25 protein-coding genes are annotated in these 23,967 nt (G+C 71.2%); 8 read left to right on the top strand and 17 right to left on the bottom strand.

Annotation, left to right across the window (positions count from 1 at the left end; all coding sequences use genetic code 11):
* Window positions 1-9: 9 nt before the first annotated feature.
* Window positions 10-372, bottom strand: a complete 363-nt coding sequence (locus OG738_RS01815; protein WP_329050655.1) for a GntR family transcriptional regulator — start codon at window positions 370-372, stop codon at window positions 10-12.
* The gene (locus OG738_RS01810) at window positions 369-1,064 is read right to left on the bottom strand and encodes a hypothetical protein (protein WP_329050654.1); all 696 of its coding nucleotides are present in this window, start codon (window positions 1,062-1,064) and stop codon (window positions 369-371) included. The genes OG738_RS01815 and OG738_RS01810 overlap by 4 nt, the downstream gene beginning before the upstream one ends.
* Before the next feature lie 283 nt (window positions 1,065-1,347).
* Here OG738_RS01810 and OG738_RS01805 point away from each other — a divergent pair, with 283 nt between their 5' ends.
* On the top strand, window positions 1,348-2,628 hold the full coding sequence (locus OG738_RS01805) for a PucR family transcriptional regulator (RefSeq protein ID WP_329050652.1): 1,281 nt from the start codon (window positions 1,348-1,350) through the stop codon (window positions 2,626-2,628).
* Window positions 2,629-2,693: 65 nt separating this feature from the next.
* Here OG738_RS01805 and OG738_RS01800 read toward each other — a convergent pair whose 3' ends face one another.
* Together OG738_RS01800 and OG738_RS01795 are read right to left on the bottom strand one after the other, a co-directional pair.
* Entirely contained in the window at window positions 2,694-4,106 is a 1,413-nt protein-coding gene (locus OG738_RS01800) for a DUF6801 domain-containing protein (RefSeq protein ID WP_329050650.1), read from the bottom strand.
* Window positions 4,107-4,182: 76 nt separating this feature from the next.
* Window positions 4,183-4,821: a DUF6801 domain-containing protein gene (locus OG738_RS01795; RefSeq protein WP_329050649.1), complete on the bottom strand. Its 639-nt coding sequence runs from the start codon at window positions 4,819-4,821 to the stop codon at window positions 4,183-4,185.
* A gap of 431 nt (window positions 4,822-5,252) precedes the next feature.
* Here OG738_RS01795 and OG738_RS01790 point away from each other — a divergent pair, with 431 nt between their 5' ends.
* Window positions 5,253-6,125 carry an RCC1 domain-containing protein gene (locus OG738_RS01790; protein ID WP_329056511.1) on the top strand — a complete coding sequence of 291 codons (873 nt, stop codon included), beginning with the start codon at window positions 5,253-5,255 and terminating at the stop codon, window positions 6,123-6,125.
* Between the two features lie 43 nt (window positions 6,126-6,168).
* Here the strand turns inward: OG738_RS01790 and OG738_RS01785 are convergent, their stop codons facing one another.
* From OG738_RS01785 to OG738_RS01725, 13 genes are all read right to left on the bottom strand, one after another.
* Entirely contained in the window at window positions 6,169-6,813 is a 645-nt protein-coding gene (locus OG738_RS01785; protein ID WP_329050647.1) for a hypothetical protein, read from the bottom strand.
* Between the two features lie 77 nt (window positions 6,814-6,890).
* Window positions 6,891-7,529: a hypothetical protein gene (locus OG738_RS01780; protein WP_329050646.1), complete on the bottom strand. Its 639-nt coding sequence runs from the start codon at window positions 7,527-7,529 to the stop codon at window positions 6,891-6,893.
* A gap of 107 nt (window positions 7,530-7,636) precedes the next feature.
* Entirely contained in the window at window positions 7,637-8,140 is a 504-nt protein-coding gene (locus tag OG738_RS01775; protein ID WP_329050644.1) for a hypothetical protein, read from the bottom strand.
* Window positions 8,128-9,336: an MlaD family protein gene (locus tag OG738_RS01770; protein ID WP_329050642.1), complete on the bottom strand. Its 1,209-nt coding sequence runs from the start codon at window positions 9,334-9,336 to the stop codon at window positions 8,128-8,130. The genes OG738_RS01775 and OG738_RS01770 overlap by 13 nt, the downstream gene beginning before the upstream one ends.
* On the bottom strand, window positions 9,336-10,397 hold the full coding sequence (locus tag OG738_RS01765; RefSeq protein WP_329050640.1) for an MCE family protein: 1,062 nt from the start codon (window positions 10,395-10,397) through the stop codon (window positions 9,336-9,338). The genes OG738_RS01770 and OG738_RS01765 overlap by 1 nt, the downstream gene beginning before the upstream one ends.
* The gene (locus tag OG738_RS01760) at window positions 10,394-11,428 is read right to left on the bottom strand and encodes an MCE family protein (RefSeq protein WP_329050639.1); all 1,035 of its coding nucleotides are present in this window, start codon (window positions 11,426-11,428) and stop codon (window positions 10,394-10,396) included. Before OG738_RS01760 ends, OG738_RS01765 begins: the two co-directional genes overlap by 4 nt.
* Window positions 11,425-12,408, bottom strand: a complete 984-nt coding sequence (locus OG738_RS01755) for an MCE family protein (protein WP_329050638.1) — start codon at window positions 12,406-12,408, stop codon at window positions 11,425-11,427. The genes OG738_RS01760 and OG738_RS01755 overlap by 4 nt, the downstream gene beginning before the upstream one ends.
* Window positions 12,405-13,409, bottom strand: coding sequence for an MCE family protein (locus OG738_RS01750; protein ID WP_329050637.1), 1,005 nt, complete (start codon window positions 13,407-13,409; stop codon window positions 12,405-12,407). Before OG738_RS01750 ends, OG738_RS01755 begins: the two co-directional genes overlap by 4 nt.
* Window positions 13,406-14,680 carry an MCE family protein gene (locus OG738_RS01745; RefSeq protein WP_329050634.1) on the bottom strand — a complete coding sequence of 425 codons (1,275 nt, stop codon included), beginning with the start codon at window positions 14,678-14,680 and terminating at the stop codon, window positions 13,406-13,408. Before OG738_RS01745 ends, OG738_RS01750 begins: the two co-directional genes overlap by 4 nt.
* Complete coding sequence (locus OG738_RS01740) at window positions 14,677-15,528, bottom strand: MlaE family ABC transporter permease (protein ID WP_329050633.1); 852 nt, start codon at window positions 15,526-15,528, stop codon at window positions 14,677-14,679. The genes OG738_RS01745 and OG738_RS01740 overlap by 4 nt, the downstream gene beginning before the upstream one ends.
* A 1-nt stretch (window position 15,529) precedes the next feature.
* Complete coding sequence (locus tag OG738_RS01735) at window positions 15,530-16,324, bottom strand: MlaE family ABC transporter permease (protein ID WP_329050632.1); 795 nt, start codon at window positions 16,322-16,324, stop codon at window positions 15,530-15,532.
* A 374-nt stretch (window positions 16,325-16,698) separates the two neighbouring features.
* The gene (locus OG738_RS01730; RefSeq protein WP_329050630.1) at window positions 16,699-17,673 is read right to left on the bottom strand and encodes an LLM class flavin-dependent oxidoreductase; all 975 of its coding nucleotides are present in this window, start codon (window positions 17,671-17,673) and stop codon (window positions 16,699-16,701) included.
* A 160-nt stretch (window positions 17,674-17,833) separates the two neighbouring features.
* A complete protein-coding gene (locus OG738_RS01725) occupies window positions 17,834-19,948 on the bottom strand; it encodes a HelD family protein (protein ID WP_329050628.1) in 2,115 nt (704 codons plus the stop codon).
* A 123-nt stretch (window positions 19,949-20,071) separates the two neighbouring features.
* On the opposite strand from OG738_RS01725, the gene rsmD reads away from it, so the two are divergent.
* The 6 genes from rsmD to OG738_RS01695 all read left to right on the top strand — a co-directional run bounded on the left by rsmD (window position 20,072) and on the right by OG738_RS01695 (window position 23,916).
* Window positions 20,072-20,632: a 16S rRNA (guanine(966)-N(2))-methyltransferase RsmD gene (gene rsmD / locus OG738_RS01720; protein WP_329050627.1), complete on the top strand. Its 561-nt coding sequence runs from the start codon at window positions 20,072-20,074 to the stop codon at window positions 20,630-20,632.
* A gap of 43 nt (window positions 20,633-20,675) precedes the next feature.
* The gene (gene coaD, locus OG738_RS01715; RefSeq protein WP_329050625.1) at window positions 20,676-21,161 is read left to right on the top strand and encodes a pantetheine-phosphate adenylyltransferase; all 486 of its coding nucleotides are present in this window, start codon (window positions 20,676-20,678) and stop codon (window positions 21,159-21,161) included.
* A 142-nt stretch (window positions 21,162-21,303) separates the two neighbouring features.
* Window positions 21,304-22,014, top strand: a complete 711-nt coding sequence (locus OG738_RS01710) for a ribonuclease domain-containing protein (RefSeq protein WP_329050623.1) — start codon at window positions 21,304-21,306, stop codon at window positions 22,012-22,014.
* A 68-nt stretch (window positions 22,015-22,082) separates the two neighbouring features.
* Window positions 22,083-22,592 (top strand): RNA polymerase sigma factor, encoded by a 510-nt coding sequence (locus OG738_RS01705; protein ID WP_329050622.1) that lies wholly within the window; start codon window positions 22,083-22,085, stop codon window positions 22,590-22,592.
* Window positions 22,592-23,257: a hypothetical protein gene (locus tag OG738_RS01700; RefSeq protein WP_329050621.1), complete on the top strand. Its 666-nt coding sequence runs from the start codon at window positions 22,592-22,594 to the stop codon at window positions 23,255-23,257. Before OG738_RS01705 ends, OG738_RS01700 begins: the two co-directional genes overlap by 1 nt.
* On the top strand, window positions 23,188-23,916 hold the full coding sequence (locus OG738_RS01695; RefSeq protein ID WP_329050620.1) for a DivIVA domain-containing protein: 729 nt from the start codon (window positions 23,188-23,190) through the stop codon (window positions 23,914-23,916). Before OG738_RS01700 ends, OG738_RS01695 begins: the two co-directional genes overlap by 70 nt.
* The last annotated feature ends 51 nt before the right edge of the window (window positions 23,917-23,967 follow it).

Genomic DNA, 23,967 nt, shown 5'->3' with positions numbered 1-23,967 from the left:
GTTTCCCACTCACGACCGGTAAGCCGCGCGGACGGCGGCCAAGGCCGTGTCGAGGTCCGCGCCGAGGTCGCGGGCCTGGCTGACGAACCCGGCCGCCGCGGAGTGCAGCAGGGTCGCGGGATCCGGGCGGCCGGGCGGGATCGTCACCACCGTGCCCCGGGCGCGGGCCGTGGCCACCCAGCCCGCCGCCTCCAGCTCCCGGTACGCGCGGGCCACCGTTCCGGACGCCAGCCCCAGGTCCCGGGCCAGCTGGCGGATCGGGGGCAGCCGGGCCCCTTCCGGCAGCGCTCCCGTCGTGATCGCGTGGACCACCTGGTCGTGCACCTGCCGCCACGGCGCGAGCCCGTTCTCCGTGTCGACGACGATCTTCACGCGGCCGCCGGCAGCCGTTTCACCGGGGCCGTGACGGCGAGGAACGCGGCCAGCCCGGCCACGACCACCAGCAGCGAGACGAGGTTGCCGCCCGGCCAGCCGAGCGCGGCGCAGGTGCCGATGCCCAGCCCGATCGCGACGCGCCCGCTGCGGCGGCGCAGGGCCAGGTCGGCGCGCGGTTCCCCGATCGCCGGGCGGCGCACCGCGAGCGCGGCGATCAGCCAGCAGAGCGCCGTCGTGCCCGCCGCCACGGCCAGCAGCGTCCACTGCCGGGTCCAGGCGAGGTGCGCGATCGCGCCCGCCGAAGCCAGCCCGCTGAGCACCAATGCCCAGATCGGGACGACGTCGCGCAGCGTTCGCGGGACCAGGACGGCCTCCCGGCGCGGCCCGCGCGCGGGCCGCTGGGCGAACAGCTCGGCGATCAGGCCGCCGAGCAGCAGCGTCGCGACGATCGAGCCGGCGCCGGTGCCGTCGAGGACCGGCGGGATGACCAGGAACAGCCACGGGTACCAGAGCCGGCGCCGCTTCAGGTACCGGACGGCGAGCGCCACCTCGGCGGCGTCCGGATCCGGCACGCCCCAGCGTTCGAGCAAGCGCTTTCCGTGCTTCTCGCCCGGCCAGAGCACGATCAGGATCGCCAGGCCGATCAGCCCGGTGAAGATCGCGACGGCGAGCACGTTGTCCCACGGCATGTCCGGACCTCCTCGCTTGTATCAACCACATGATACAAGCGAGCGGCCCAGTGTGCGCGGCGGTTCCCGGTTCCGCCGTTCGTACGTACAATCGTGAGCAGTCGGCGGGGTGGTTGTCAGCGTTCCGCAGCCCGGTCTCGTGAACTTGTCACGAAGATGACAAGAAATCGGTTTCCCTTCGAAGGTGTGACACGTTCCGGACTACTTTTTCGATGTGTCCGGTGTCACCCCGCACCAGGTGGGGTGCCCGGCCGGGATCCCGGGGCGGAGCGAAGGAGCTGCGATGTCGGTGGAGCGCGGATTCGATCACGCTGCGCCGCCGCCTGCCGCACTGCCTCGCAAGCTCGCCGACATCCTGCGTCCCGAGCTGGCCAGCCTCGCCGCCGAGATCGTCGACGAGATCCGCGCGACCATCCCGGCCTACGCCCGCCCGCTCGACGGCCCCTACGGCAAGTCGATCCGGGCCGGCGTCGAGTACGCGATCACGCTGTTCGTGGCGCAGATCGCCGACCCGACGGTGTCGAAGGAGCAGTCCCACGAGGTGCACCACCGGCTGGGCCAGAACGAAATGCGCGAAGGCCGCAGCCTCGACACGCTGCAATCGGCCTACCGGGTCGGCGCGCGCGTGTCGTGGCGGCGGATCATGCGCGTCGGGCGGCGGAGCGGGCTCTCGTCGGCGGTGATGTCCCAGCTGGCCGACGCGATGCTGGCGTTCATGGACGAACTAGCCTCCGTCGCGCTCGACGGCTACCTGGAGGCGAAGGCGCGCACGGCGGGAGCGCTCGACACGTGGCGCCGCAAGCTGCTGCACCTCATCCTCGAGACGCCGCCCGCGTCGCCCAAGGCGATCGCCGAGCTGGCCCAGCTGATCGGCTGGCCGGTGCCCACCGACGCGACACCGGTGGCGGTCTGCCCGGCGAGCGGCGTCGCCCCGGCCCGCCGCCACGCCGGGCTGGACGCGGACATCCTCGCCGAGCTCGACACGCCCGACCCGAAGCTGGTGGTCCCCGGCGAGCTGGGCGGCGCGCGGCTGGCGACGCTGCAGGTGGCCCTGCCGGACTGCCGGCTCTCGATCGGCCCGTGCGTCCCGGTGGCGTCGGTGGCGGATTCCCTGCGCTGGGCCCGGAACGCGCTCCACCTGGCCGAGCGTGGCGTGCTGGCGCCGCGTCCGGTGCTGCGCGCCGAGGAGCACCTGGCGACGCTGCTGGTCAACTCCGACACGGGCCTGGTCGGCACGCTCCGGCACCGCCTGTTCGCGCCGCTGGCGGACATGACGGGCAAGCAGCAGGAGCGGCTGCTGGAGACGCTGCGCGCGTGGCTCGACAGCCAGGGCAACGTGGTGGAGATCGCGGAACGCCTCGGCGTGCACCCCCAGACGGTCCGCTACCGCATGAGACAGCTCCAGGCGACGTTCGGCGACAGCCTGCGCGACCCGGCGGCGCGGTTCGAGATGGAGCTGGCGCTGCGTGCCGGGGCGGCACCGCTGCCGTTGCGGTATCCGGTGAGCGAGCTGCTGCCTTCGCCGCGCACCGGAGCGTCTCGTCCACAGTGGACGAACAGCTAGGACCGCTTCGGGACTACTGCGGTCCGCGGATCGGCAGCACGGGCTCCGCTCTTCATGCGTCCCCCTCAGTGCGAGTGCTTGACCGCCTTCTTCGCCGCCGCTTCCGGCGGGGGGCCGTCGGACCCCGGCGGGCACTGGGTGTGGTCGGGTTCGGTGCACACGATCAGGTTGTAGGTGTCGACGAAGGCCTGGTTGCCCTTGCCGGAGCCCATCCCGGTGAGCAGCGGGTCCAGGTCCTGGCCGGCGGCGCCGCAGCCGGTGAACCCGGGAAGCTCGAAACCCGTCTTCTCGTCGGTCCGGATGTGCCCGACGCCGAACGCTTCGTACGGGCCGTTCAGCGTGAGGGTCACCTTGTCCTTGGTCACGCAGTCGGGGCCGAGGTCGAGCGGGACGCCGTTGACCTTCGCGTTGCTCAGCCGCGCCATCACCTGCAGCGTCGTGTCCAGGAACGTGGCCCCGGTGTCCGGGTCGGTGGTGATCTTGCCGGCGATCTCGATGACCTTGCTGTTCCGGTAGTCGACCGGCAGGAACTCGACGGTCGCGGTCACCGGCACGAAACCGAAGCCGAGGAACGAGGTCGTCGCCGGGTTGAAGGTGGTCGACCCGGTGACCCGCGAGGTGCCGTCGACCAGGTTGAGGATGAACAGCCCGTTGAACAGGAACGCGGGGTCGGCGGCGACGGTCGCGCCGAGCTTCTTGACCGTCGACTTCGTCAAGATCGTGACCAGGCTCAGCGGCACCGCGAACTCGTCGTCGGTCGGCGGATCGCCCGGGCCGGGCGCGTCGGCGGCGGCCGCGGCCGCCTGCTGCTTCTGCTTCGTGCCCGGCACCGTCTTCGGCAGGACCATGATCTTGCCCAGCGCCGTCTGCTGGCCGGGGTCGAGGGTGCACGCGACCAGCGGAGCCGGCTGCGTGACCGCGGTGTCCGGCGGCGGGACGGCTTCGAGGGCGAGCGTCGGCGCGGTGACGTCGAAGGTGACCGCGCCGACGGTGTTCAGGGCGATCTCCGGCACGGTGCCGGTGGCCGCCAGCGTGAGGTCACCGGTCTCCGGCAGCGGCGTGGCCGGGACGATCAGGTCGACCGGCACCTTGTCCGCGCGGTCGCCCTGGTGCACGGCCAGGTCGACGTGCACGTCGCCGCGCAGCGATCCGGCGGTGGCGCCGTCCGGGAGGTAGGAGAGCGCGACGTCGCGGGGGAGCGTGAGCTTCGCCGAGAACGCGCCGATCTTGGCCGACGAGCCGGTCTTCGCCTGCGAGGGCAGCGTCGCCGCCGTTTCGGCCGTGAGCTTCCGCGCTCCGAGCGGGTCGGCGAACGGGCAGGTCACCGAAACCGACGCCGTGGCCTTCGTGTCCGGCGGGACCGCGGGCGCGGGGGCGGCCGAGCCGACGCCGGTCAGCGCGCCGTTCACCGCGGAGAGCAGGCCGACGGCCGCCAGCGCGGACACGGTGCGGGTGCGGGGCCGGACTCGACGTGGCATCAGGTTCCCTGGGTGCGTTCGGAAAGGACGGGACGTCCCGGTGCGGGCCTGGGGAGGGCCCGCACCGGGAACCCGGTCAGGAAACGGTGATGCTCGGGCTGAACGCGGTGTTCTGCGCCGGGTTCGTCACCTTGAGGGTGCAGTTCATCGTCCACGGCGACCAGGTGCCGCTGGACTTCTTGTGGAACTCCAGGTTCGCCGACAGCCCGCTCGTCAGCGACAGCGTGGCGCTGCCCGCGCTGGCCGGCGCGGTCCAGTCCGGAACGCTGGACGTCGCGACCTGCGAGATGTTCACGGTGATCGGCCCGCCGGTCGGGTAGATCACCTCCGGGATGTTCAGGCCGGTGGCCGACGGCTGCGACAGCGTGCCCGCCGACGCCGTGACCGGCACCGTCGCGGTGCCCCGGATGCCGTCGTAGCCGACCGCGGTCAGCAGCGAGTGGACGGTCGCGCTGATCGTGGCGCTGCCGCCGACGTTGGTGGGGGTGATGGTGGTGCCGGCCGGGACGACGTCGGGCGCGTCCAGGTGCGCGGTGATCGCGACCGGCTGCGGCGAGATGCCGGGGAAGGTGCAGTTGTAGGTGATCCCCGCCGTGCCCCCGGCGGTGTAGGTGACGGTGGCGGCGGCCGCGGTGCCCGCGGTCAGCACCGCGATGGCGCCGATGGCGGTCGCGGTGGTGGCGAAACCGGCGGACAGCCTGCTGAGTCGGGACATACCTGTCATCTCCTTTGATTCAGTTCAGTCTCGGCTTTGGCTGATCGATTCCTCGCCGCCGTGCGCCCCCATCGCGGTCACCGTCCCCATTGCCCCGGGCGGCGGGTCGCGATTCATCGGCGTGCGAGGTGGAGGTCCATCTGCCGGAATCGAGGCTACTCGCCAGTTCAGTAAGGAACAAGACTTCGCACCGGCGCGTGCCGGGCGTTATCGGCTTCTTGTGCGCGACGGCGTAGGCGCGCGACCGGATTTGGCGGATGTTGACAAAGAACGGCCGCCGCGGCGAAGCGCCGTTCGGTACGGTCTACCATTTGTGATCTTGCCGAAGCAATCCCGGATAACGAAACCGGAGAAATGAGGCTACCGTGCCGGGTACTTCCCGTTGTGGACGGGTATCACTGAAGGGCGCCGCATTCGCGGTGACGGCGGCGATGGCCGTCTCGGTGTTCGCGCAGCCGGCGTCCGCGGCCACCGTCGGCGGCGTGCTCGCCTGGGGCAAGCCGGACTACGACGTCACGATCCCGCCGGCGGACGCGCTGACCGGCGTCACCGCCGTCTCGGCGGGCAGCACGACCGCGCTGGCGCTGAAGGGCGGCGCGGTCCTGGCGTGGGGCGCGAACAACTGGGGCGCCAACGAAATCCCCGCCGCGGCGACGTCCGGGGTCAGCCAGATCGCGTCCGGCTGGGGGCATGAGCTGGCCCTCAAGAACGGCAAGGTCCTGGCGTGGGGCAACAACTGGTACGGCCAGACCACCCTGCCGGCGTCGGTGTCCAGCGGCGTCCTCGCGATCTCGACGTCCAACATGCACAGCCTCGCGCTGAAGCAGGGCGGGCAGGTCGTGAGCTGGGGGACGCGGACCGACGTGCCGGCGGCCGCCCAGTCCGGCGTGACCGCGATCTCCGCCGGCGGTGACCACAACCTGGCGCTGAAGAACGGCGGTGTGCTGGCCTGGGGGAGCAACACCTACGGGCAGGCGACGGTGCCGGCCGGGCTTTCCTCCGGTGTCACGGCGGTGTCCGCCGGGTTCAACCACAGCCTGGCGCTGAAAGGCGGCCAGGTCTACGCCTGGGGCCGGGACAACTTCCACCAGACCGAGGTACCGCCGGAAGCGCTGTCGGACGTCGTGAGCGTCGACGCCGGGTTCAACCACAACGTCGCTGTCAAGACCGACGGCTCGGTGGTGGCCTGGGGCTCGAACTTCGTCGGTGAGTCCTCCTTCCCCTGGTGCGGGCCGGTGTTCGCCGTCTCGGCCGGGGACAACGACAGCTTCGCGCTGAAGGAAGACCCGAACGCGGCTTGCTGAGCCGGCGGGTGGCGGGCGCGCGGCCCGCCACCCGCGGTCGGCCTCAGGTGGCGTCGCTGGCCAGGTCGAGCGAAATGGTGTTGCCCGGCCCCGAAATGAGGGCGCCGAGGGCGATGTCGGCGATGAAGCAGTTGGAGAACTCGGGGATCGTGTAGGTGCCGGTCACCGTGATGGCCGGCGCGGTGATGTCGATGTCCTGCGCGGACAGCGTGAGGTCGAGCGGGGTCTTCGTCTTGCAGCTGCCCGGCACGGTCGGCAGCGGGATCACCGGGATGATCGGGCCGGCCCAGATGTCGTAGATCTCCATGTTCGCCTTGGCGTGCGTGACCAGGTTGCCGTCGGCGATCGTGCCGGTGGCCGGGCCGAGCGGGGTCACCTTGACCTTGGCCTTGATCCGGAAGATGCCCGAGAGCAGGGAGATGTCGGCCTGGGAAGGCGGCAGCGCCAGGTCCGCGCTGAGCCCGACCGAGCCGGTCTGGTCGTCGATCAGCAGGTTGCCCTTGAGCGAGCCCGGGCCGAGCTTCATGGCGCTGCCGGTCTTCTTCACCGTGGTGCTGCCGGTCACCTTGTAGGACACGGGGATCGGGATGACGTCGGCCGAGGCCGGGGTCACCGCGACCCCGCCCAGCACGACGGCCGCCGCCGACGTGAGCACGGCCATTCTCCTCAGCTGCGTTGCCACGGACATGGTTGTCCTCCTTTTGCGTTTCCCGTCCGCCCCGGGTGCTCCCGGAAACGGTGAAGTACTCGTTGTTCGGCTTGTTTTCAACGGGGTTCGAGTTCGGTGACGACCCAGCCGTCACCCGCACGTTCCGCGGTCACGGAAAGCTGCGCCGCGGCGCTGTCGGTCGCATTGTTGTCGGCCCGGACGGCTGATTGATCGAGAAAGACGAGTAACCGCGCGTGACCATTCCGGAGTTCTTGCACGGCGATCGCGGAAACGCGCGAAGTGAGCACGAGTTTCTGCTCGGGCGCCTTCTGCCGGACCTGGGCGAAGAGCTTGTCGTAGGAATCCTTGGCGGACCCCCGCAGCACGGCCGCGGCGGCCTTTTCGGTGACGTCGGTCTTGTCGTAGGAATAGGAGAAGATCCGGTTCATCGCCAGGGTGACGGCGGAGGTGACGTCGGCGGTCTGGCCGACATCGGTGAGCGCGAGGTTGTCCGCGGCGGGGTTGGAGGAGGCGGAGTGGGCCTCGAGGGTGAACCAGACGCCGGCACCGGCGAGGACCAGGGCGGCGGCGAGGAGGAGGGTGGGGAGGCGGAGCCAGGCGGGGCGGGTTCTGGCTGGGTGGGTTTCGGCCGGTTCGGCTTCGCCTTCGGTGGTTTCGGCCGACTCGGCGGTCGCCTCGGCCGCTCGGTCGGTCTCGCCCTCGGCTGCGCCGGCGCCGGGCTCGGCCGCCGGCAAGCCCGGCTCGGTCGCAGGTGAGCCGTCCCGGGCCGCGACCGCCTGCGCGACATCCGCTACCTCGGCCGGCGCCTGCCCGTCCGGCACTTCGATCGTCTTCGCGCGGTTCACCGGGCACCCACCGGGAGCTGGTCCAGCGCGCTGAGCTTCCACCCGTCCGCCGTCCGCGAGAGGGCCGCCGCGAAGCGGTTGCGCTTCACCGCCGGGGCCGTGCCTTCCTTCGCCATCGTGATCTCCACCGAAGCCAGCATCTTCGCCGTGCCCGCGTGCTCGTCCAGCTCGCTCAGCGCCGCGTCCAGCACGCGGCCCGTCGCCACCGTCGCGTTGGCGGCCAGGGTCTTCTTCGTCGTGTCGTCCGTGCGGGCCAGCTGGTCGTGCAGCGGGCCCGTCGACGCCGACAGCCAGCGGTCCAGGCCGCCGTTCACGTCGTGGTAGTCGAGGCTGCTCAGCTCCGCCACCAGCGTCCGGCCGCTCGACAGCGCGTCGTCGCGGGCCACGCCGTACGTCAACGACGCGGCGTGGGAAGCCGCGTACCACGAATAGCCCGACCAGCCCGCGAACGCCGCCGCGGCCACCACCAGCGCCACCGCCCCGTGCTTCAGCGCAACCACAGCATCTCCTCGAGGCTCGTCGACGTCGCCTGCGTGCCGATCCCGAGCGGCCCGGTCAGCCCACCCGGCAGCGCCGGCGCCGGCACGGGCGGATGCGGCGCGTTCTGCACACCGCGCACCGAACTCTCGTTGCCGTACGGCAGCGTGCACGCCGCGTCGGTGTTCAGCGGCAACGGCGAGAGGTCGTCGCTCGACCGGTGCTGCGTGCCCCCGTAGCCCTGGACGCACGGCGGCGGGTTGTCGAAGTTCAGCACCAGCCCCATCCGCAGCGCGTCGCCGCGGTCGTTCAACGCCGACCCGACGCCCGCCACCGCCTTCGGCAGGTTCGCGAACAGCGTCTCTTCCGCCGCGGTGCGCGTGCCGAACACCCGGGCCGTCGTCAGCAGGTTGGCCAGCAGGATCGGCAGGCCGGGGTCGTTTTCCTTCAGCACCGCGGAAAGCTCGGTCGCCGCGGGCGGTGCGGTGGCGATCAGCCGCCGCAGGTCGCCGTCGGAGCGAGCCAGCTGCTGGGCGAAGACCCGGGCGTTGCTGCTGAACGAGCGCCACTCCGACGACGAGTCGGCCTGGGTCCGCAGCACCGTCGCGCCGTCGCCGATCAGCTTCGACGTCTGGGGCAGGTTCGCGCTCGCCTCGTGCGTGAACGTCGTCGCCGAGTCCAGCAGCGTCTGCAGGTCCGGCCCGGCGCCGCGCAGGGCGTCGTCGAGCTCGTCCACCACCGTCCGCAGGTCCTGGGTCGGCACCGACGCGGTGAACGAATCCAGGTCCGTCAGCAGGCTGTTCACCGGCAGCGGCAACGTCGTCGACTCGCGCTGGATCACCGACCCCGCCGCCAGGTAGGGCGCGTTGCCGGTGCGCGGCTGCAGGTCGACGTACTGCTCGCCGACGGCCGACCGGTTCGCCACCACCGCGCGGGAGTCCGCCGGGATGGGCGGGGCGCCGTCGTCGATCAGCAGGTCGGCCTCGGTCCCGGTCAGGGTCAGCCGCAGCTCGCCGACGCGCCCGACCGCGACGCCGCGGTAGGTCACCTCGCCGTTGGTGAACAGCCCGCCGCCTTCGGCGAGTTCGAGCTTCACCGTGTAGCTGCCCGAGCCGAACAACCGGCCGAGCCCGGCGTAGTTCGCGCCGACGAAAGCCGTCGTGGCCAGGGCGATCACGACGAACGCGACCACCTGGATCCGCACCCTGCGCGTCAGCATCAGCTGCCTCCCGAGGGGAGCGGGAGCGTCGGCAGGCCGGGCGGGACACCCTGGCCGGGATCGGGCAGCGGCACCCCGGGCGCCGGGATCATCGACGTGTACGCGTTGACGTAGTCGCCCTTGATCGCCTGGAGCACCGAGTCGGGGAACGGGAACGTCGGCAGCATCTGCAGCGACTTCGGCAGGTCGGCCCCGGCGGCGGCCAGCTGGTCCAGGATCGGTGCGAGCGCGCGCAGGTCCGCGACCAGGTCGTCGCGGCTGCGGTTCACGACGTCGGTGGCCACCGTGGACAGCCGGTCCAGCGCCTGCAGCATCGAGACGAGCTGGGTGCGCTGGTCGGTGAGCGTCCGCAGGCCGGGCGTCAGGTCGGTCAGCGCACCGGACACCTGCTCGTGGCGGTTCGCGAGCGTCACGGACAGCCGGTTGAGCCCGTCGAGCGCCTCGGTGATGTCCGACCGGTGCGCGTCCAGGTCGGTCATCAGGGTGTTCACCCCGGACAGGAACGAGCGGATCTGCGCCTCGTTGCCGTCCATCACCTTCGACAGCTCCTGGTCGATCGTCTGCAGCTGCCCGATCCCGCCGCCGTTGAGCAGCAGCGAGAGGGCGCCGAAGATCTCTTCGAACTCGGGGTTGCGGTTGGTGCGGTCCAGCGTGATCGTGGCGCCGTTCGCCAGCCGTCCGGCACCCGCGTTCTGCGCCTGCCCGTCCGGCGCGGCCAGCTCGACGAACTTCTCGCCCAGCAGGCTGGACTGGCGCAGCCGCGCGACGGCGTCGGCGGGCAGCACGACGTCGCCGTTGACGTCCAGCACGGCTTCGGCCGTCCAGCCGTCGCCGCCGAGCCGGATCTCCCGGACCCGCCCGACCGGGACGTCGCCGACCTTCACCGCGGCCTGCGGGACGAGGTCGAGGACGTCGGCGAACTGCGCGGTCACCGCGTACGGGTGGTCGCCGAGGTCGGCGCCGCCGGGCAGCGGCAGGTCGTAGACGCCCTTGAACTCGCCGCCCGAGCAGCCCGCCAGCAGCAGGCACCCGACGCTCACGGCGGTGAGGACCCGTTTCACCGGCCACCCCCGTTCGTGTAGACGTCCCCGGTGACCGGCAGCGGGAGCGCCGTGAGGTAGTAGTCGAGGTTCGCGCGGCCGCGCAGCCGCCCGGTCGCCGGGTCGATCGCGTTGAGCACGTTCGTGACGGCCAGCGGCGCGCCGTCGAGGGTGTCGGCCAGCGACTGGCGCTGCTCGACGAGCGTCCGCGTGGTCGTCACCAGATTGTCCACAGTGGACTTCAAGGCGCCGCGGTTGTCGCGGATGAACGCCTGGACGTCGCCGAGCGCCTGGCCGAGGCTGTCGAGGGCGTGGGCGAGCTCGCCGCTGTTGGCGGCCAGCGTGCCGGAGATCTGCGACAGCTGCTGGTTGACGCCGCTGACCTGCTGGTCGTTGGTGGCGAGCATGGTCGTGAACCGCTGCAGCTCGTCGACGGTGCCGAACAGGTCGCCCGAGTTGCCGGCCAGCGTGCGCGCGAGCTGGGCGAAGTTGCGGACGCTGTCGTTGACCGCCTGCCCGTTGCCCTGCAGGTTCTGCGCGCCGGTCTTGAGCAGGTCCGACAGCGCGCCCTGGGAGTTCGCGCCGTTCGGGCCGAGTGCCTTCGACAGCGTGTCGAGGCTGGCGTAGAGCTGGTCGAGCTCCACCGGCGTGGCGGTGCGCTGGACCGGAATGGACGCGCCGTCCGGCAGCCGCGGTCCGCCGCGGGCGGGCTTCGCGAACTGGACGTACCGGTCGGCGACGACGCTGGGCGCGATCACCAGCACCGTGGTGTCCGCGGCGATGCCGACCGAGCCGTCGACGCTCATGTCCACCTGCACCTGCTCGCCGCGCGGGGTGACCGAGTCGACCTGGCCGATGCGGACGCCGAGCACGCGGACGTCGGAGCCGGAGTAGACGCCGACGGCGCGGGTGAAGAACGCCGTGACGTGGTGCTGCCCGCTCCCGGAGAACACCCACCACAGCGCGGCCGTCACGAGCAGCGCGAGCAGGATCGCGGCGGCGACGAACCGGCTGGTCAGGACCCCGGCGCGGGTGGTGGTCAGCGCACTCACTTGGTGCCTCCCGGCGCGGTGCAGGGGTCGTGGTTCTCCGGCAGCAGGCCGCAGAGGTAGGCGTCGATCCAGCGGCCGTTGCCGGTCGTGTTGGTGACGACGCGGAAGTACGGCCCGGCCAGCTGCAGGCCCTTGGTGAGGTTGTCGTTCTGCTTCTTCAGCAGGTCGGTCACCTGCGACAGCGACTGCAGCGCCTTCTTGAGCGGGTCGGAGTTCTCCGCGACCAGGCCGCGCAGCTGGTCGGCCAGCCGCGCCGAGCCGGTGAGCAGCTCGTGGATCGCGTCGCGGCGGTTGTTCAGCTCGGTCAGCAGCAGGTTGCCGTCGTCGATGAGCTTCTCGAAGTCGTCGTTCGAGTTCGCCAGCGTCGTGGTCAGCTTCCGCGCGTTGGCCAGCAGGTCGGCGATCTCGCCGTCGCGGCTGGAGACCGTCTTGGACAGCTGGGACAGGCCGTCGAGCGCGCTGCGGACGTGCTCGGGGGAGTTGCGGAAGGTGTCGGACAGCGTGGTGAAGCTGTCCGCGAGCTGCTTGGTGTCGATCGCGCCGACCGTGTCGGCGAGTCCGTTGAAGGCGTCGGTGACGTCGTAGGGCGTGACGGTCCGGGTCCGCGGGATCGGCTGCCCCGGGTCCTGGACGCCGTCGCCGGTCGGGTTCAGCGCGAGGAACTTGCGGCCCAGCAACGTCTTGATCTTGATGTCGGCGGTCGTGCGGTCGCCGATCCAGGCGTTCTTGACCCGGAACGACACGAGCACGTGGTCGTCGGCCAGCTCGACGTCGCGGACCGCGCCGACCTTGATGCCGGCGATCCGGACCTCGTCGTCCGGCTGCAGGCCGGCGGCCTCGGAGAACTCGGCCCGGTAGGTGGTGCCGCCGCCGACGATCGGCAGGTTGTCGTAGTTGAACGTGACGGTGAGCAGCGCGGCCAGCACGACGCTGCCAACCGCGCCGAGGGCGATCGGGTTGCGCTCCTTGAAGGACTTCACGAGCCGCACCTCGCCGTCGGGACGTAGACCCCGCGCTGGGGCGTGGTTTCGAGCGTGGCGCGGCAGAGGAAGAAGTTCATCCACGTCCCGTAGGAGGCCACCCGGCCGATCTCGCTGAACTTCACCGGCAGGTTCGTCAGGAAGCTGTCCACTTCGGACTGGTTCTGCACCAGGGTGCCGGCCACCGTCTGCAGCCCGGCGATGCTCTCCTTCAGCGGCGGCCGCGCCTGCTCGAACAGGCCGGCCGTCGACTCCGTCAGGTCGCCGATCCCGCTGATGGCGTCGCCGATCGCGGCGCGGTCGCCGGCCAGGCCGGACACCAGCTGCCGCAGCGTGGACACCAGGTTCGCCAGCGCGTCACCCTTGCCGTTGACGGTCTTGAGCACCGAATCGAGGTTCCCGATCACCTCGCCGATCACCTTGTCGCGCCCGGCGAGGGTGGTGGTCAGCGAGCCGGTGTGGGCCAGCAGGCTTTCGACGGTGCCGCCTTCGCCCTGCAGCACCTGGACGATCTCGCCGGACAGCTCGTTGACGTCGTTCGGCGAGAGCGCCTGGAACAGCGGCTTGAAGCCGTTGAACAGGTCGGTGAGGTCCAGGGCCGGGGTCGTGCGCTCCAGGGGGATCTCGCCGCCTTCGGGCAGCAGGTCGCGGGTGCCGGTGGTGCCGCGTTCGAGGGCGATGTAGCGCTGGCCGACCATGTTGCGGTACTTGATGACGGCGTGGACGTCGGCGGGCAGCCGGCGGCCCTGGTCGAGCGAGAACCCGACGAGCGCCCGGTTGTGGTCGCTGATGTCGAGGGACTCGACCTGGCCGACGCGGACGCCGGAGATGCGCACGTCGTCCCCGGTGTTGAGCGAGGTGGCGTCGAGGAACTTCGCCGTGTACCGCTGGGTCCCGCCGACGCCGGAGTTCGTGATGGACACGGCCAGCAGCGTCGTCGCCAGCGCCGTGACGACGATGAAGATCAGGCTCTTGATGAGCGGGGAGGCGATGTTCCTCACTTGAGCTTCACCTCCGTGCCGCGGTAGAGCGGCCCGACGAGCACGCTGCTCCACTCCGGGACGTCGGCCGTGGGCACGCCGATCGACGGCGCGACCAGCGTCGCCAGCAGCTGCTCCTCCTGCGGCGAGTTCGCGACGCCGAGGTCGCCCTGGCCGCCGGTGAGCAGCGGGTGCCCGGTGGTGCCGGGGGCCGCGGCGGCGGTGCCGGTGGTCGGGGCGACGCCGGAGGGGTAGCAGCGCGGCTCGCCGCCGGCGGTGAAACGCGGGTCGTCCTTGCCGGGCAGGTACTTGCCGCTGTCGGCGGTCACCGTGACCTCGGCGTGCAGGCCCGGTTCGCCGCGGTCGGCGCCGAGGACCTTGTCCATGGATCCCTTCAGGGCGCTCAGCGAACCGATCGTGCAGGCGAAGCTGGGGGAGTACTTCGCGGCGACTTCGAGCGGCGCGCGGCTGTCGGCGGCCAGTGCGATGAGGTTGTCGCGGTTGTTCTGCAGGAACGTCGTGACCTCCTCGGACGACGACGTCACCTGCTGGTAGACCCCGGCGAGGTCGGCCTGCTTCTCGTGGACCGTGTTGAGCGTGACGGCCGACGAGGTGAGCGCGTCGAGCAGGTCGGGCGCGATGTCGCCGTAGAGGTTCGAGACCGTGGCCAGGTCGTGGATGTCCTTGGTGAGGGTCGGCAGGTCGGGGGTGAAGTCCTTCAGGTAGTCCGCGGCGGTGCCGATCGTCTGCCCGAGCTGTTCGCCGCGGCCCTGCAACGCCGTCGACACCGCGGTGAGCGTCGTCGCGAGCTTCTGCGGCTGGACGGCCTTGAGCAGCGGCAGGAGGTTGTCGAAGACGCGTTCCAGCTCGATCGCGTTGGCCGAGCGGTCCTGCGCGATGACGTCGCCGGCGCTCAGGTGCGGGGCCCTGGCACCGTCCGGAATGGACAGTTGCACGTACCGCTCGCCGAACAGCGTCTTCGGGACGAGCAGCGCGGAAACGGTGCGGGGCAGCATGTCCACCTTGCCCGGCTCCAGGGCAAGCGCTATCTCGGCGCCCTGCGGCGTCGCCCGGACCTCGCGGATCTCCCCGACGAGCACCCCGCGGGCCTTGACCTGGCCGCCCGGGGAGAGCTGGTTGCCGATGCGGTCCGCCTTGAGCGTCACCGGGACCGTGGCGACGAAGTCCTTGTCGTACACCTTGATCGAGAGCGTCACGAGCACGCCCAGCACCACCAGGAACAGCACGCCCGCGGTGCGGATCCCGGCCTTGCGGCGGGTCTCCCGTCTCATCCGGCCACCTGCACGGTGGTCGTCGCACCCCAGATCGCCAGGGACAGGAAGAAGTCGAGCACGCTGATCGCGACGATCGCGGTGCGCACCGCACGGCCGACCGCCACGCCGACGCCGGCCGGGCCGCCGCTCGCGCGGAAGCCGTAGTAGCAGTGGGCCAGCACCACGACGACGCTGAAGACGAGCACCTTCCCGAACGACCACAACACGTCGCCGGGCGGGAGGAACAGCAGGAAGTAGTGGTCGTAGGTGCCCGCGGACTGGCCGAAGAACCACACGGTGACCTGCCGGGAGGCGAGGTAGCTCGAGAGCAGCCCGATCGCGTAGAGCGGGATGACGGCGAGGAAGCCCGCGATCACCCGCGTCGTCACCAGGTACGGGACGCTCGGGATGCCCATGACCTCCAGCGCGTCGATCTCCTCGGAGATCCGCATCGCGCCGAGCTGCGCGGTGAAGCCGCAGCCGACGGTGGCGCTCAGGGCGAGGCCACTCACGAGCGGCGCGATCTCGCGCGTGTTGAAGTAGGCGGAGACGAACCCGGCGAACGCCGACGTCCCGACCTGGTTGAGCGCGGAGTAGCCCTGCAGGCCGACGACCGTGCCGGTGGCGACGGTCATCCCGATCATCACGCCGATCGTGCCGCCGATGACGGCGAGCGCGCCGCTGCCGAAGCTGACTTCGGCCAGCAGGCGGACGACCTCGCGCAGGTAGCGGCGCAGCGCCCGCGGCGTCCACGCGATCGCGCGGAGGAAGAACAGGATCTGGTCGCCGAGCGTGTCGAGGAAGCCGAACCGGCGGTCGACGGCTTCGCGCACGCGCGCGGTTCTGGGGACTTCCGTCGTCGTCACGTCAGCTCCCCTTGGGCGGCACGAGTTGCAGGTAGACGGTGGTGAGCACCAGGTTCAGCACGAACAGCAGCAGGAACGTGATGACCACGGACTGGTTGACGGCGTCGCCGACGCCCTTCGGGCCGCCCTTGGGGTTCAGGCCCCGGTAGGCGGCGACCACGCCGGCGACGAAGCCGAAGATGACCGCCTTGATCTCGCTGATCCACAGGTCGGGCAGCTGCGCCAGCGCCGAGAAGCTGGCCAGGTACGCGCCCGGCGTCCCGTGCTGCATGATCACGTTGAAGAAGTAGCCGCCGAGCACGCCGACGACGCTCACCATGCCGTTGAGGAAGACCGCGACGCCCATGGCGGCGAGCACCCGCGGCACGATCAGCCGCTGGACGGGCGAGACGCCGAGGACCTCCATGGCGTCGATCTCTTCGCGGATGGTGCGCGAGCCGAGATCGGCGCACATCGCGCTGCCACCCGCACCGGCGATGAGCAGCGCGGTGACGATCGGGCTGGCCTGCTGGATGATCGCGAGCACGCTGGCCGCACCGGTGAAGGACTGCGCGCCGATCTGCGTGGTCAGCGACCCGATGTGCAGCGCGATCACCGCGCCGAACGGGATCGAGACCAGGGCCGTCGGCAGGATCGAGACGCTCGCGACGAACCAGAACTGCTGGATCAGCTCACGCACCTGGAACGGGCGCCGGAACGTCAGCCGGACGACGTCGAGGCCGAGCCCGTAGAGCCGTCCGGTCTGCCGCAGCGCGGCGGCCCCGGGGAACGACGCCGTCGTCGTCCGTTCGGCCATTCGTGTGCCTCCCCAGCGGTTTCGGCGGCACGCCGAATGCACCCGAGATGAGCAAGGGGAAATGGTCCGAACGGGGTAACAATGGTCGGCCATTCACGGTCTCGGGGGACACCGTGCCGTTTCCTACTGGTCGGTACGCTAACGAGGGGCCTGCTGGGAGACAAGAACTTGCGCAGGATCACGCGGTCACGGGCTGGTAACCGCGCATTTCTTGTCCGGCACTGACAAACGGACCGGATCTTGTTGTCAAAGATGGAAAAGAAAATCCCGTCCCGGATGCGGTAACGGACCGAAGGGCACCTTTGTAGCACCGGATACGCCGAAGGGCACCTTCGTCGCGTCTCAGGGGACGAAGGTGCCCTCCGGCCCGCTCGTCAGGACTTGAGGCCGGCGATCAGCTCGTAGGAGCGGACGCGGTCCGCGTGGCCGTGGACCATCGTCGTGATCATCAGCTCGTTCGCGCCCGTGTCGGCCAGGAGCCGCTCGAGTCCCTTGTGGACCGTCTCCGGCGAGCCGATGATGCTCGAGCCGAAGCGGTCGGCCAGGAACGCGCGGTCCATCTCCGTGTACGGGTACTCGGCCGCTTCCTCGGGCGTCGGCATGGCGATCGGGCGGCCGCGGCGCAGGCTCAGGAACGTCAGCCCGGACGGCCCGGCCAGGAACCGGGCGCGGTCGTCCGTCTCGGCGGCGACCACGGACACCCCGAGCATCACGTACGGCTCGTCGAGCACTCCCGGCCGGAAGTTCTCCCGGTAGAGCTGTACAGCCGGGATGGTGTTCTCGGCGGCGAAGTGGTGGGCGAAGGAGAACGGCAGCCCGAGCCGCCCGGCGAGCTGCGCGCTGAAGCCGCTCGACCCGAGCAGCCACACCGGCGGCTGGTTGCCCTCGGCCACCACCGCGTTGACGCCGCGCGCCTCCGAGTGGGTGAAGTAGCCGATCAGCTCCTGCAGGTGCTCCGGGAAGTTCTCCGCCGACAGCCCGCCGGGGCCGCGCAGCGCGAGCGCCGTCCGCTGGTCGGTGCCCGGCGCGCGGCCGATGCCGAGGTCGATGCGGCCCGGGTGGAACGCCTCGAGGGTGCCGAACTGCTCGGCGACGACCAGCGGCGCGTGGTTGGGCAGCATGACCCCGCCGGAGCCGACGCGGATGCGCTCGGTCGCGCTCGCGACGTGGCCGATCAGCACGGCCGTCGCCGAGCTGGCGATGCCGGGCATGTTGTGGTGCTCGGCCAGCCAGTAGCGGTGGTAGCCCAGCCGCTCCGCGGCGCGGGCGAGGTCCAGGGTGTTCTGCAGCGTCTCGCCGACGGTGGTCCCTTCGGAAACGGGGGACAGGTCGAGCACGGACAGCGGCACATCAGGCAGTGAGCTCACAACCGGGGTCAACGCCCCGGTGCCGCCATTGCTTCCCGCAGCGCCGCCGGATCGTCGCCCTGCCACGCCACGACGCCGTCCGGACGTGACGATCTTCACGTCCGGGCCCGCGGCTGGGGAGGGCCCTTCAGCGTGCCACGGGTCAGCCGGCCGGGATCCAGTCCGGGTTCGAGGCCAGCACGATCAGCTGCTGCGTCGCGCGGGTCAGTGCCACGTACAGCACCCGCCGCCCGGTCGTCGACTCGACGATCAGGTCGTTCGGCTCCACCAGGACCACCGCGTCGTACTCCAGGCCCTTCGAATCCAGGCTGCCGACGACCTTCAACCGCTCGTCCGCGTGGCCCGACACCCAGCCCGCGACCTCCGGCACCCGGTCCATCGCCGTGATGACGCCGACCGTGCCCTCGACCGCGCCCAGCAGCTCCTTCACCGCCGCCTGCGTCGCCGACGCGAGCCCGGCCGCCTCGACCGGGCGGACCTCCGGCTCCACGCCCGTCTTGCGCACCGCCACCGGCAGCTCGCCCGACTCCGCGTGTCCCGCGACCACCTTCGCCGCCAGGTCGAAGATCTCCGCCGAGTTCCGGTAGTTCGTCCGCAGCGTGAACCGGCGCCGGGCTGTCTTGACGCCGAACGCCTGGTCACGCGCCTGGGCCGCTTCGGCCGGGTCCGGCCACGAGCTCTGCACCGGGTCGCCGACGACCGTCCAGCTCGCGTACTTCCCGCGCCGGCCGACCATCCGCCACTGCATCGGCGAAAGGTCCTGAGACTCGTCGACGACGACGTGCGAGTACTCGTCGTAGTGCTCCGGCCGGGTCGGCGCCCCGCCGGACCGCTGCGGCTCGACCTCGATCATCTGGCGGCGCTTGCGCTTCGGCGGCGGCCCGATCAGCACGCGCAGCTCGTCGAGCAGCGCCACGTCCGCGATCGACCAGCCCCGCGACCGGTCCGCGAAGTCCGCCGCCAGCAGTGAGATCTCGTGCCGGTTCAGGACGCCCTTCGCCACCGACGCGAGCCGCTTCTCCTCGCCCAGCCACTTCAGGATCTGCGCCGGGTACAGCACCGGCCACCACACCACCAGGAACCGGTGGAAGTCGATCCGCTCGCCCAGGTCGGTGATCAGGTCGGCCCGCTCGAACGGCTTGCCGTCGGCCTTCGCGTACTCCTCGGCCTTCGCCGCCAGCGCGTCGAGCAGCAGCTCCGCCGCCCGGATCCGGGACCGGTTCGGCGGCGCGCCCTGCGTGTGGGCCTTGCGGCGCACCTTCTCCAGCTCGCGCGCGTTCAGCTTCAGCACTTCGCCGCGGTAGACAATCCGCATCTCCTCGGGCGCTTCCGGCGGGGTGTCGCGCAGCGCCCGCAGCAGGATCTTCCGCATCCGCAGCGACCCCTTGACGGCGGCCAGCGGCGCCGCGTCCTGCCGCGTCGCGTCCAGGCCGTCGAGGACCTCGCCGAGGGCGCGCAGCTCGACGTTCGTCTCTCCCATCGAGGGGAGGACGCGCGAGATGTAGCTGGTGAACACGCCGGACGGCCCGATCACGAGCACTCCGGCGCCGCCGAGCTGACGGCGGTAGCGGTAGAGCAGGTAGGCCGCGCGGTGCAGCGCGACGGCCGTCTTGCCGGTGCCGGGCCCGCCGGTGATCTCGGTGACGCCGCGCCACTGCGCCCGGATCACCTCGTCCTGCTCCTTCTGGATGGTCGCGACGATGTCGCGCATCTTCTCGCCGCGCGAGCGCCCGAGCGCCGCCATCAGCGCGCCTTCGCCGACGATCTGCATGTCCTCGGGCACGGCGTCGGCGATCAGGACGTCGTCGTCGACGTCGAGGACGTTCTGGCCGGAGCAGCGGATCACGCGCCGCCGCACGATGTCCATCGGCTCCTCGGCCGTGGCCTGGTAGAACGCGGCCGCCGCGGGCGCGCGCCAGTCCGTGACGAGGTTGTCGAACTCGGCGTCGCGGATGCCGAGCCGCCCGACGTAGGTGCGTTCGCCATCGCGGTCGTCGAGCCGGCCGAAGACGAGCCCTTCGTACTCGGCGTCGAGCGTCTGGAGCGTCTGGTTCGCGTGGTAGACCATCATGTCGCGCTCGAACAGCATCGACGCCTGCTCGAAGATCGCCTCGCGCTGCGCGCCCTGGCCGATTTCGTAGCCCTTGGTGCGCATCGCCTCGGCTTGGGTGCGCAGTTCGTCCAGACGGGTGTACACGCGATCGACGTGGGCTTGTTCGATGGCGATCTCGGCCCGTCTGACCCGAGGTTCCGACACGCATGGCTCCTTGACAGCTCTGGATCGCCTCCGAGGGCGAAGAACGACTCTACGCGTTGGCTCCGGCGGGTACACCCGTGTCCCGGTCATCCGTGCCGCGTGTCATCCCCGCACAATCAAGGGGTGACCAGGATCGTGGCCGGGACGGCGGGTGGGCGGCGGCTGAAGGTGCCGCCGAAGGGCACCCGGCCGACGTCGGAGCGCGTGCGGGAAGCCCTGTTCAACGCCCTGGAGACGGCGGGGGAGGTGGCCGGCGCCCACGTCCTCGACCTCTACGCGGGCTCCGGCGCGCTCGGTCTCGAAGCGCTCTCCCGCGGTTCGGCGGACGCCCTGTTCGTGGAGGCCGACCGGCGCGCGGTGGACGTCCTGCGCGGCAACGTCGCGGCGCTGGGCCTGGGCGGCACGGTCCGCGCCGGGCAGGTCGAGACGGTCGTCGCGGCGCCCGCGCCCGCTGCGTTCGACCTGGTACTGGCGGACCCGCCGTACGCCGTCGACGCCACCGCGCTGGGCAAGGTGCTGGCGTCGCTCGCGGCGGGCGGCTGGCTGGGGTCGTCGGCGCTGGTGGTCGTCGAACGCGCCGCGCGTGACGGCGAGCCGGACTGGCCGCCGGGCTTCGCGCTCTCTCGCGAGAAGAAGTACGGCGACACGGCCGTCTTCTGGGCCGAATACTCGCCTGTGGCGTGAGCCACGCGGCGGAAACCGGGTCCGGCACGGTAGCGTCCGCGCCATGCGGCGTGCGGTCTGTCCCGGTTCCTACGATCCGGCCACCAACGGGCACCTCGACATCATCGAACGGGCGAGCCGGCTCTTCGACGAGGTCGTCGTCGCGGTGGGGGTCAACAAGAGCAAGAAGGGCCTCTTCGAGGTCGAGGAGCGCCTGGAGATGCTGCGCGAGATCACCGCGAAGCTGCCGAACATCCGGGTCGACTCGTGGGAGGGCCTGCTCGTCGACTACTGCCGCGAGCACGACATCGCGGCGGTCGCGAAGGGCCTGCGCTCGGTCAGCGACTTCGACTACGAGCTGCAGATGGCCCAGATGAACCGCGAGCTCACCGGCGTCGAGACGCTGCTGATGGCGAACAACCCGGCGTACGGGTTCGTGTCCAGCTCGCTCGTCAAGGAGGTCGCGGCGCTCGGCGGCGACATCGAGCACCTGGTCCCGCCTGTCGTCTACGAGCGCCTCTCGGAGAAGTTCCCGAAGCTCGGGCGCTGACCCTCCACAAGAGACAGCCCGCAACCCGGCGCGCCCGGTTCCCGTCGTTCGGCTCCCTACGTTCGTCGGGACTTCCGTTCCGCACGGCCGGAGTTCACGTTCCCGTCTTCTGAGGATCATCCGATCGGGTTACGGTCCGAAAATGACCAACTACCGATCTCGCCTGGTCGCGGTCCTCTTCGCGCTCCTGGCCACGCTGTCCATGGGGGTCACCGCCGCCGAAGCGGTGACAGCGTCACCGGCCGCGCCGGCCGTCGCCGCGCAGAACGCCTGCGGCAACCTCTCCGGGTTCTCGCACACGACGCTCTCGGCCCTGCCCGCCGAGGCGACGACGACGTACAACCTGATCCAGCAGGGCGGCCCCTTCCCGTACCCGAAGAACGACGGCGTCGTCTTCGACAACCGGGAAGGCGTCCTCCCGTCCTGCTCGTCGGGCTACTACCACGAGTACACGGTCCCGACGCCGGGCGCGAGCAACCGCGGCACGCGGCGCATCATCACCGGCTCGGGCGGCGAGTACTTCTACACCGGCGACCACTACGCCACCTTCAAGGTCATCGACGTCGGCGGTGGCGGCCCGACGCACGCCTGCGGCGACCTGTCGGGCCTCGCGAAGATCGGCTACTCCCAGCTTTCGTCGGCCGCGAAGACCGTCGTGAACAACGTGCGGAACGGCGCTTCCACCGGCACGACCTACGAGAACCGCGAGGGCGTGCTCCCGGCCTGCGCGTCCGGCTACTACCAGCTCTTCGCCGTCGGCACGAACGACCGCGTGATCTCCGGCAAGGCGGGCGAGCTGGCCTACACGCCCGACCACTACGCCACGTTCAAGCGGATCGACCTGAATTCCTGAGCTCCCCGTGCAACGCGCCGCGCGTCCCCGTCCGTGAGTACCGGGGGAACATCGGACGGGGAGGCGCGATGCGGTCTGGGGACGAAGCGGGGTTCCGGGAGTTCGCCAGGGAACGGGCGCTGCCGTTGCGGCGGACGGCGTTCCTCCTGTGCGGCGACTGGCACCTCGCCGAAGACCTGATCCAGGTCGCGCTCATCAAGCTCTACCGGGTCTGGCCGAAGGTCACCCGGACGGGGCCCGTCGACAACTACGCGAGACCGGTCCTGCTCCGCTGCTGGCTCGACGAACGGCGACGGCCCTGGCGGCGCAACGAGCGCCGCGACGGAGTCGTCCCCGAAGAGCCACGGCTCGATCCGGCCGACGCCGGCATCGCCGGTGACCTGCTCCGCGCCCTCGCCGAGGTTCCGCCGAAGCAGCGTGCCGCCGTCGTGCTCCGCTACTGCGCCGATCTCCCGGTCGCCGACGTCGCGAAGGCCTTGCGCTGCTCCGAAGGAACCGTCCGGAGCCAGGCCGCGCGGGGGCTGGAAGCCCTGCGCGCCGCGTTGACGCGGCTCGAGGCCGCCGAGAGGAGCGCGTGATGACCGACCTGGAGACGCGGCTGCGCGAAGTGCCGCGCGACGGTGGCGACCGCGGTCGCCACGCTGGCGATCGTCGGCGCGGCGGTCGTGGCGCTGCGGCCGTCGCCACCACCGTCTTCACCCTGGGCGGGGAGCTGCACCCCGACGAGACGAGTGCCGGCATCTCCTTCGTCGACCACGAGGGGAAGGGGCACGCCGTCAACGTCGGAGTCACGGGGAAGCTGACGGTGTCGCGGAACATGCTGCCGCTGGCGCAGGCGTGCTCGCTGCGCGGGGGCGGGCGCTGCGACGAGCTCCCGCGGCCCGACGGCAGCACGGTGGTGCTCTTCGGCAGCAGCGCCGTCCACTACCGCGCCGACGGGACCGCGGTCGACCTCTCCGACCTCGGGCGGGTTTCGTCGATCGTGGCGTCCGAGCTGGGGCTCCCGGTCGACTCGGCCCCTTCGGGTCCCACGTTCGACGACCGGCAGCTGATCGCGCTCGTCACCGACCCGGGCTTCGCCGCCCAGTGGGACACGCCCGGTGCCGGTGGCGTTCACCGGTTCCGCGCCGAAAACGGGCAGACTGATCTCAGCGACAGGGGATTGGAGTTGCCGTGTACCGGGTTTTCGAGGCGCTCGACGAGCTCGTCACCATCGTCGAGGAGGCGCGCGGCGTCCCGATGACGTCCAGCTGCGTGGTGCCCCGCGGCGACGTGCTCGAGCTCCTGGACGACGTCCGCGACGCGCTGCCGGCGGAGGTCGACGACGCGCAGGACGTGCTGGACAAGCGCGACGACCTGATCCACGCCGCCCGCAAGGAGGCGGGGGAGACGGTCGCCGGCGCGAACGCCGAGGCCGAGCGCGCGATCGCCGACGCGACCGACGAGGCCGAGCGCATCCTGGCCGACGCGCGCGCCCGCGCCGAGCAGATGCTCGCCGACGCGCACGACCAGGCCGACCGCACGGTCGCGGCCGGGCAGGCCGAGTACCAGAACCTCACCGACCGGTCCCGCGCCGAGTCCGAGCGCATGATCCAGGCCGGCCGCGACGCGTACGACCGCGCCATCGAGGACGGCCGCGCCGAGCAGGGCCGCCTGGTCGCCCAGACCGAGGTCGTCCAGGCGGCGCACGCGGAGTCGGCCAGGATCGTCGACGAGGCCCACGCGGAGGCCGACCGCCAGCGCGCGGACTGCGACGCGTACGTCGACGGGAAGCTGGCGGAGTTCTCGGAGCTCCTGGCGACGACGCTGCGGACGGTGGACTCGGGGCGCAACCACCTGCGGTCGCCGGCGAACCTCCCGAGCTCGGGCGGCCGGCCGACGCTGTACGACTACCAGGTGTGACGAGCCTCTCAGCCGCCACGTGACGTGCACGGGTGCCAGCTCAAAAGCGGT

Source organism: Amycolatopsis sp. NBC_01488 (genome assembly GCF_036227105.1).
Classification (GTDB): Bacteria; Actinomycetota; Actinomycetes; order Mycobacteriales; family Pseudonocardiaceae; genus Amycolatopsis.
Note: the sequence above shows the minus strand (reverse complement) of the source record. Positions and strands in the feature narration are given on the sequence as shown.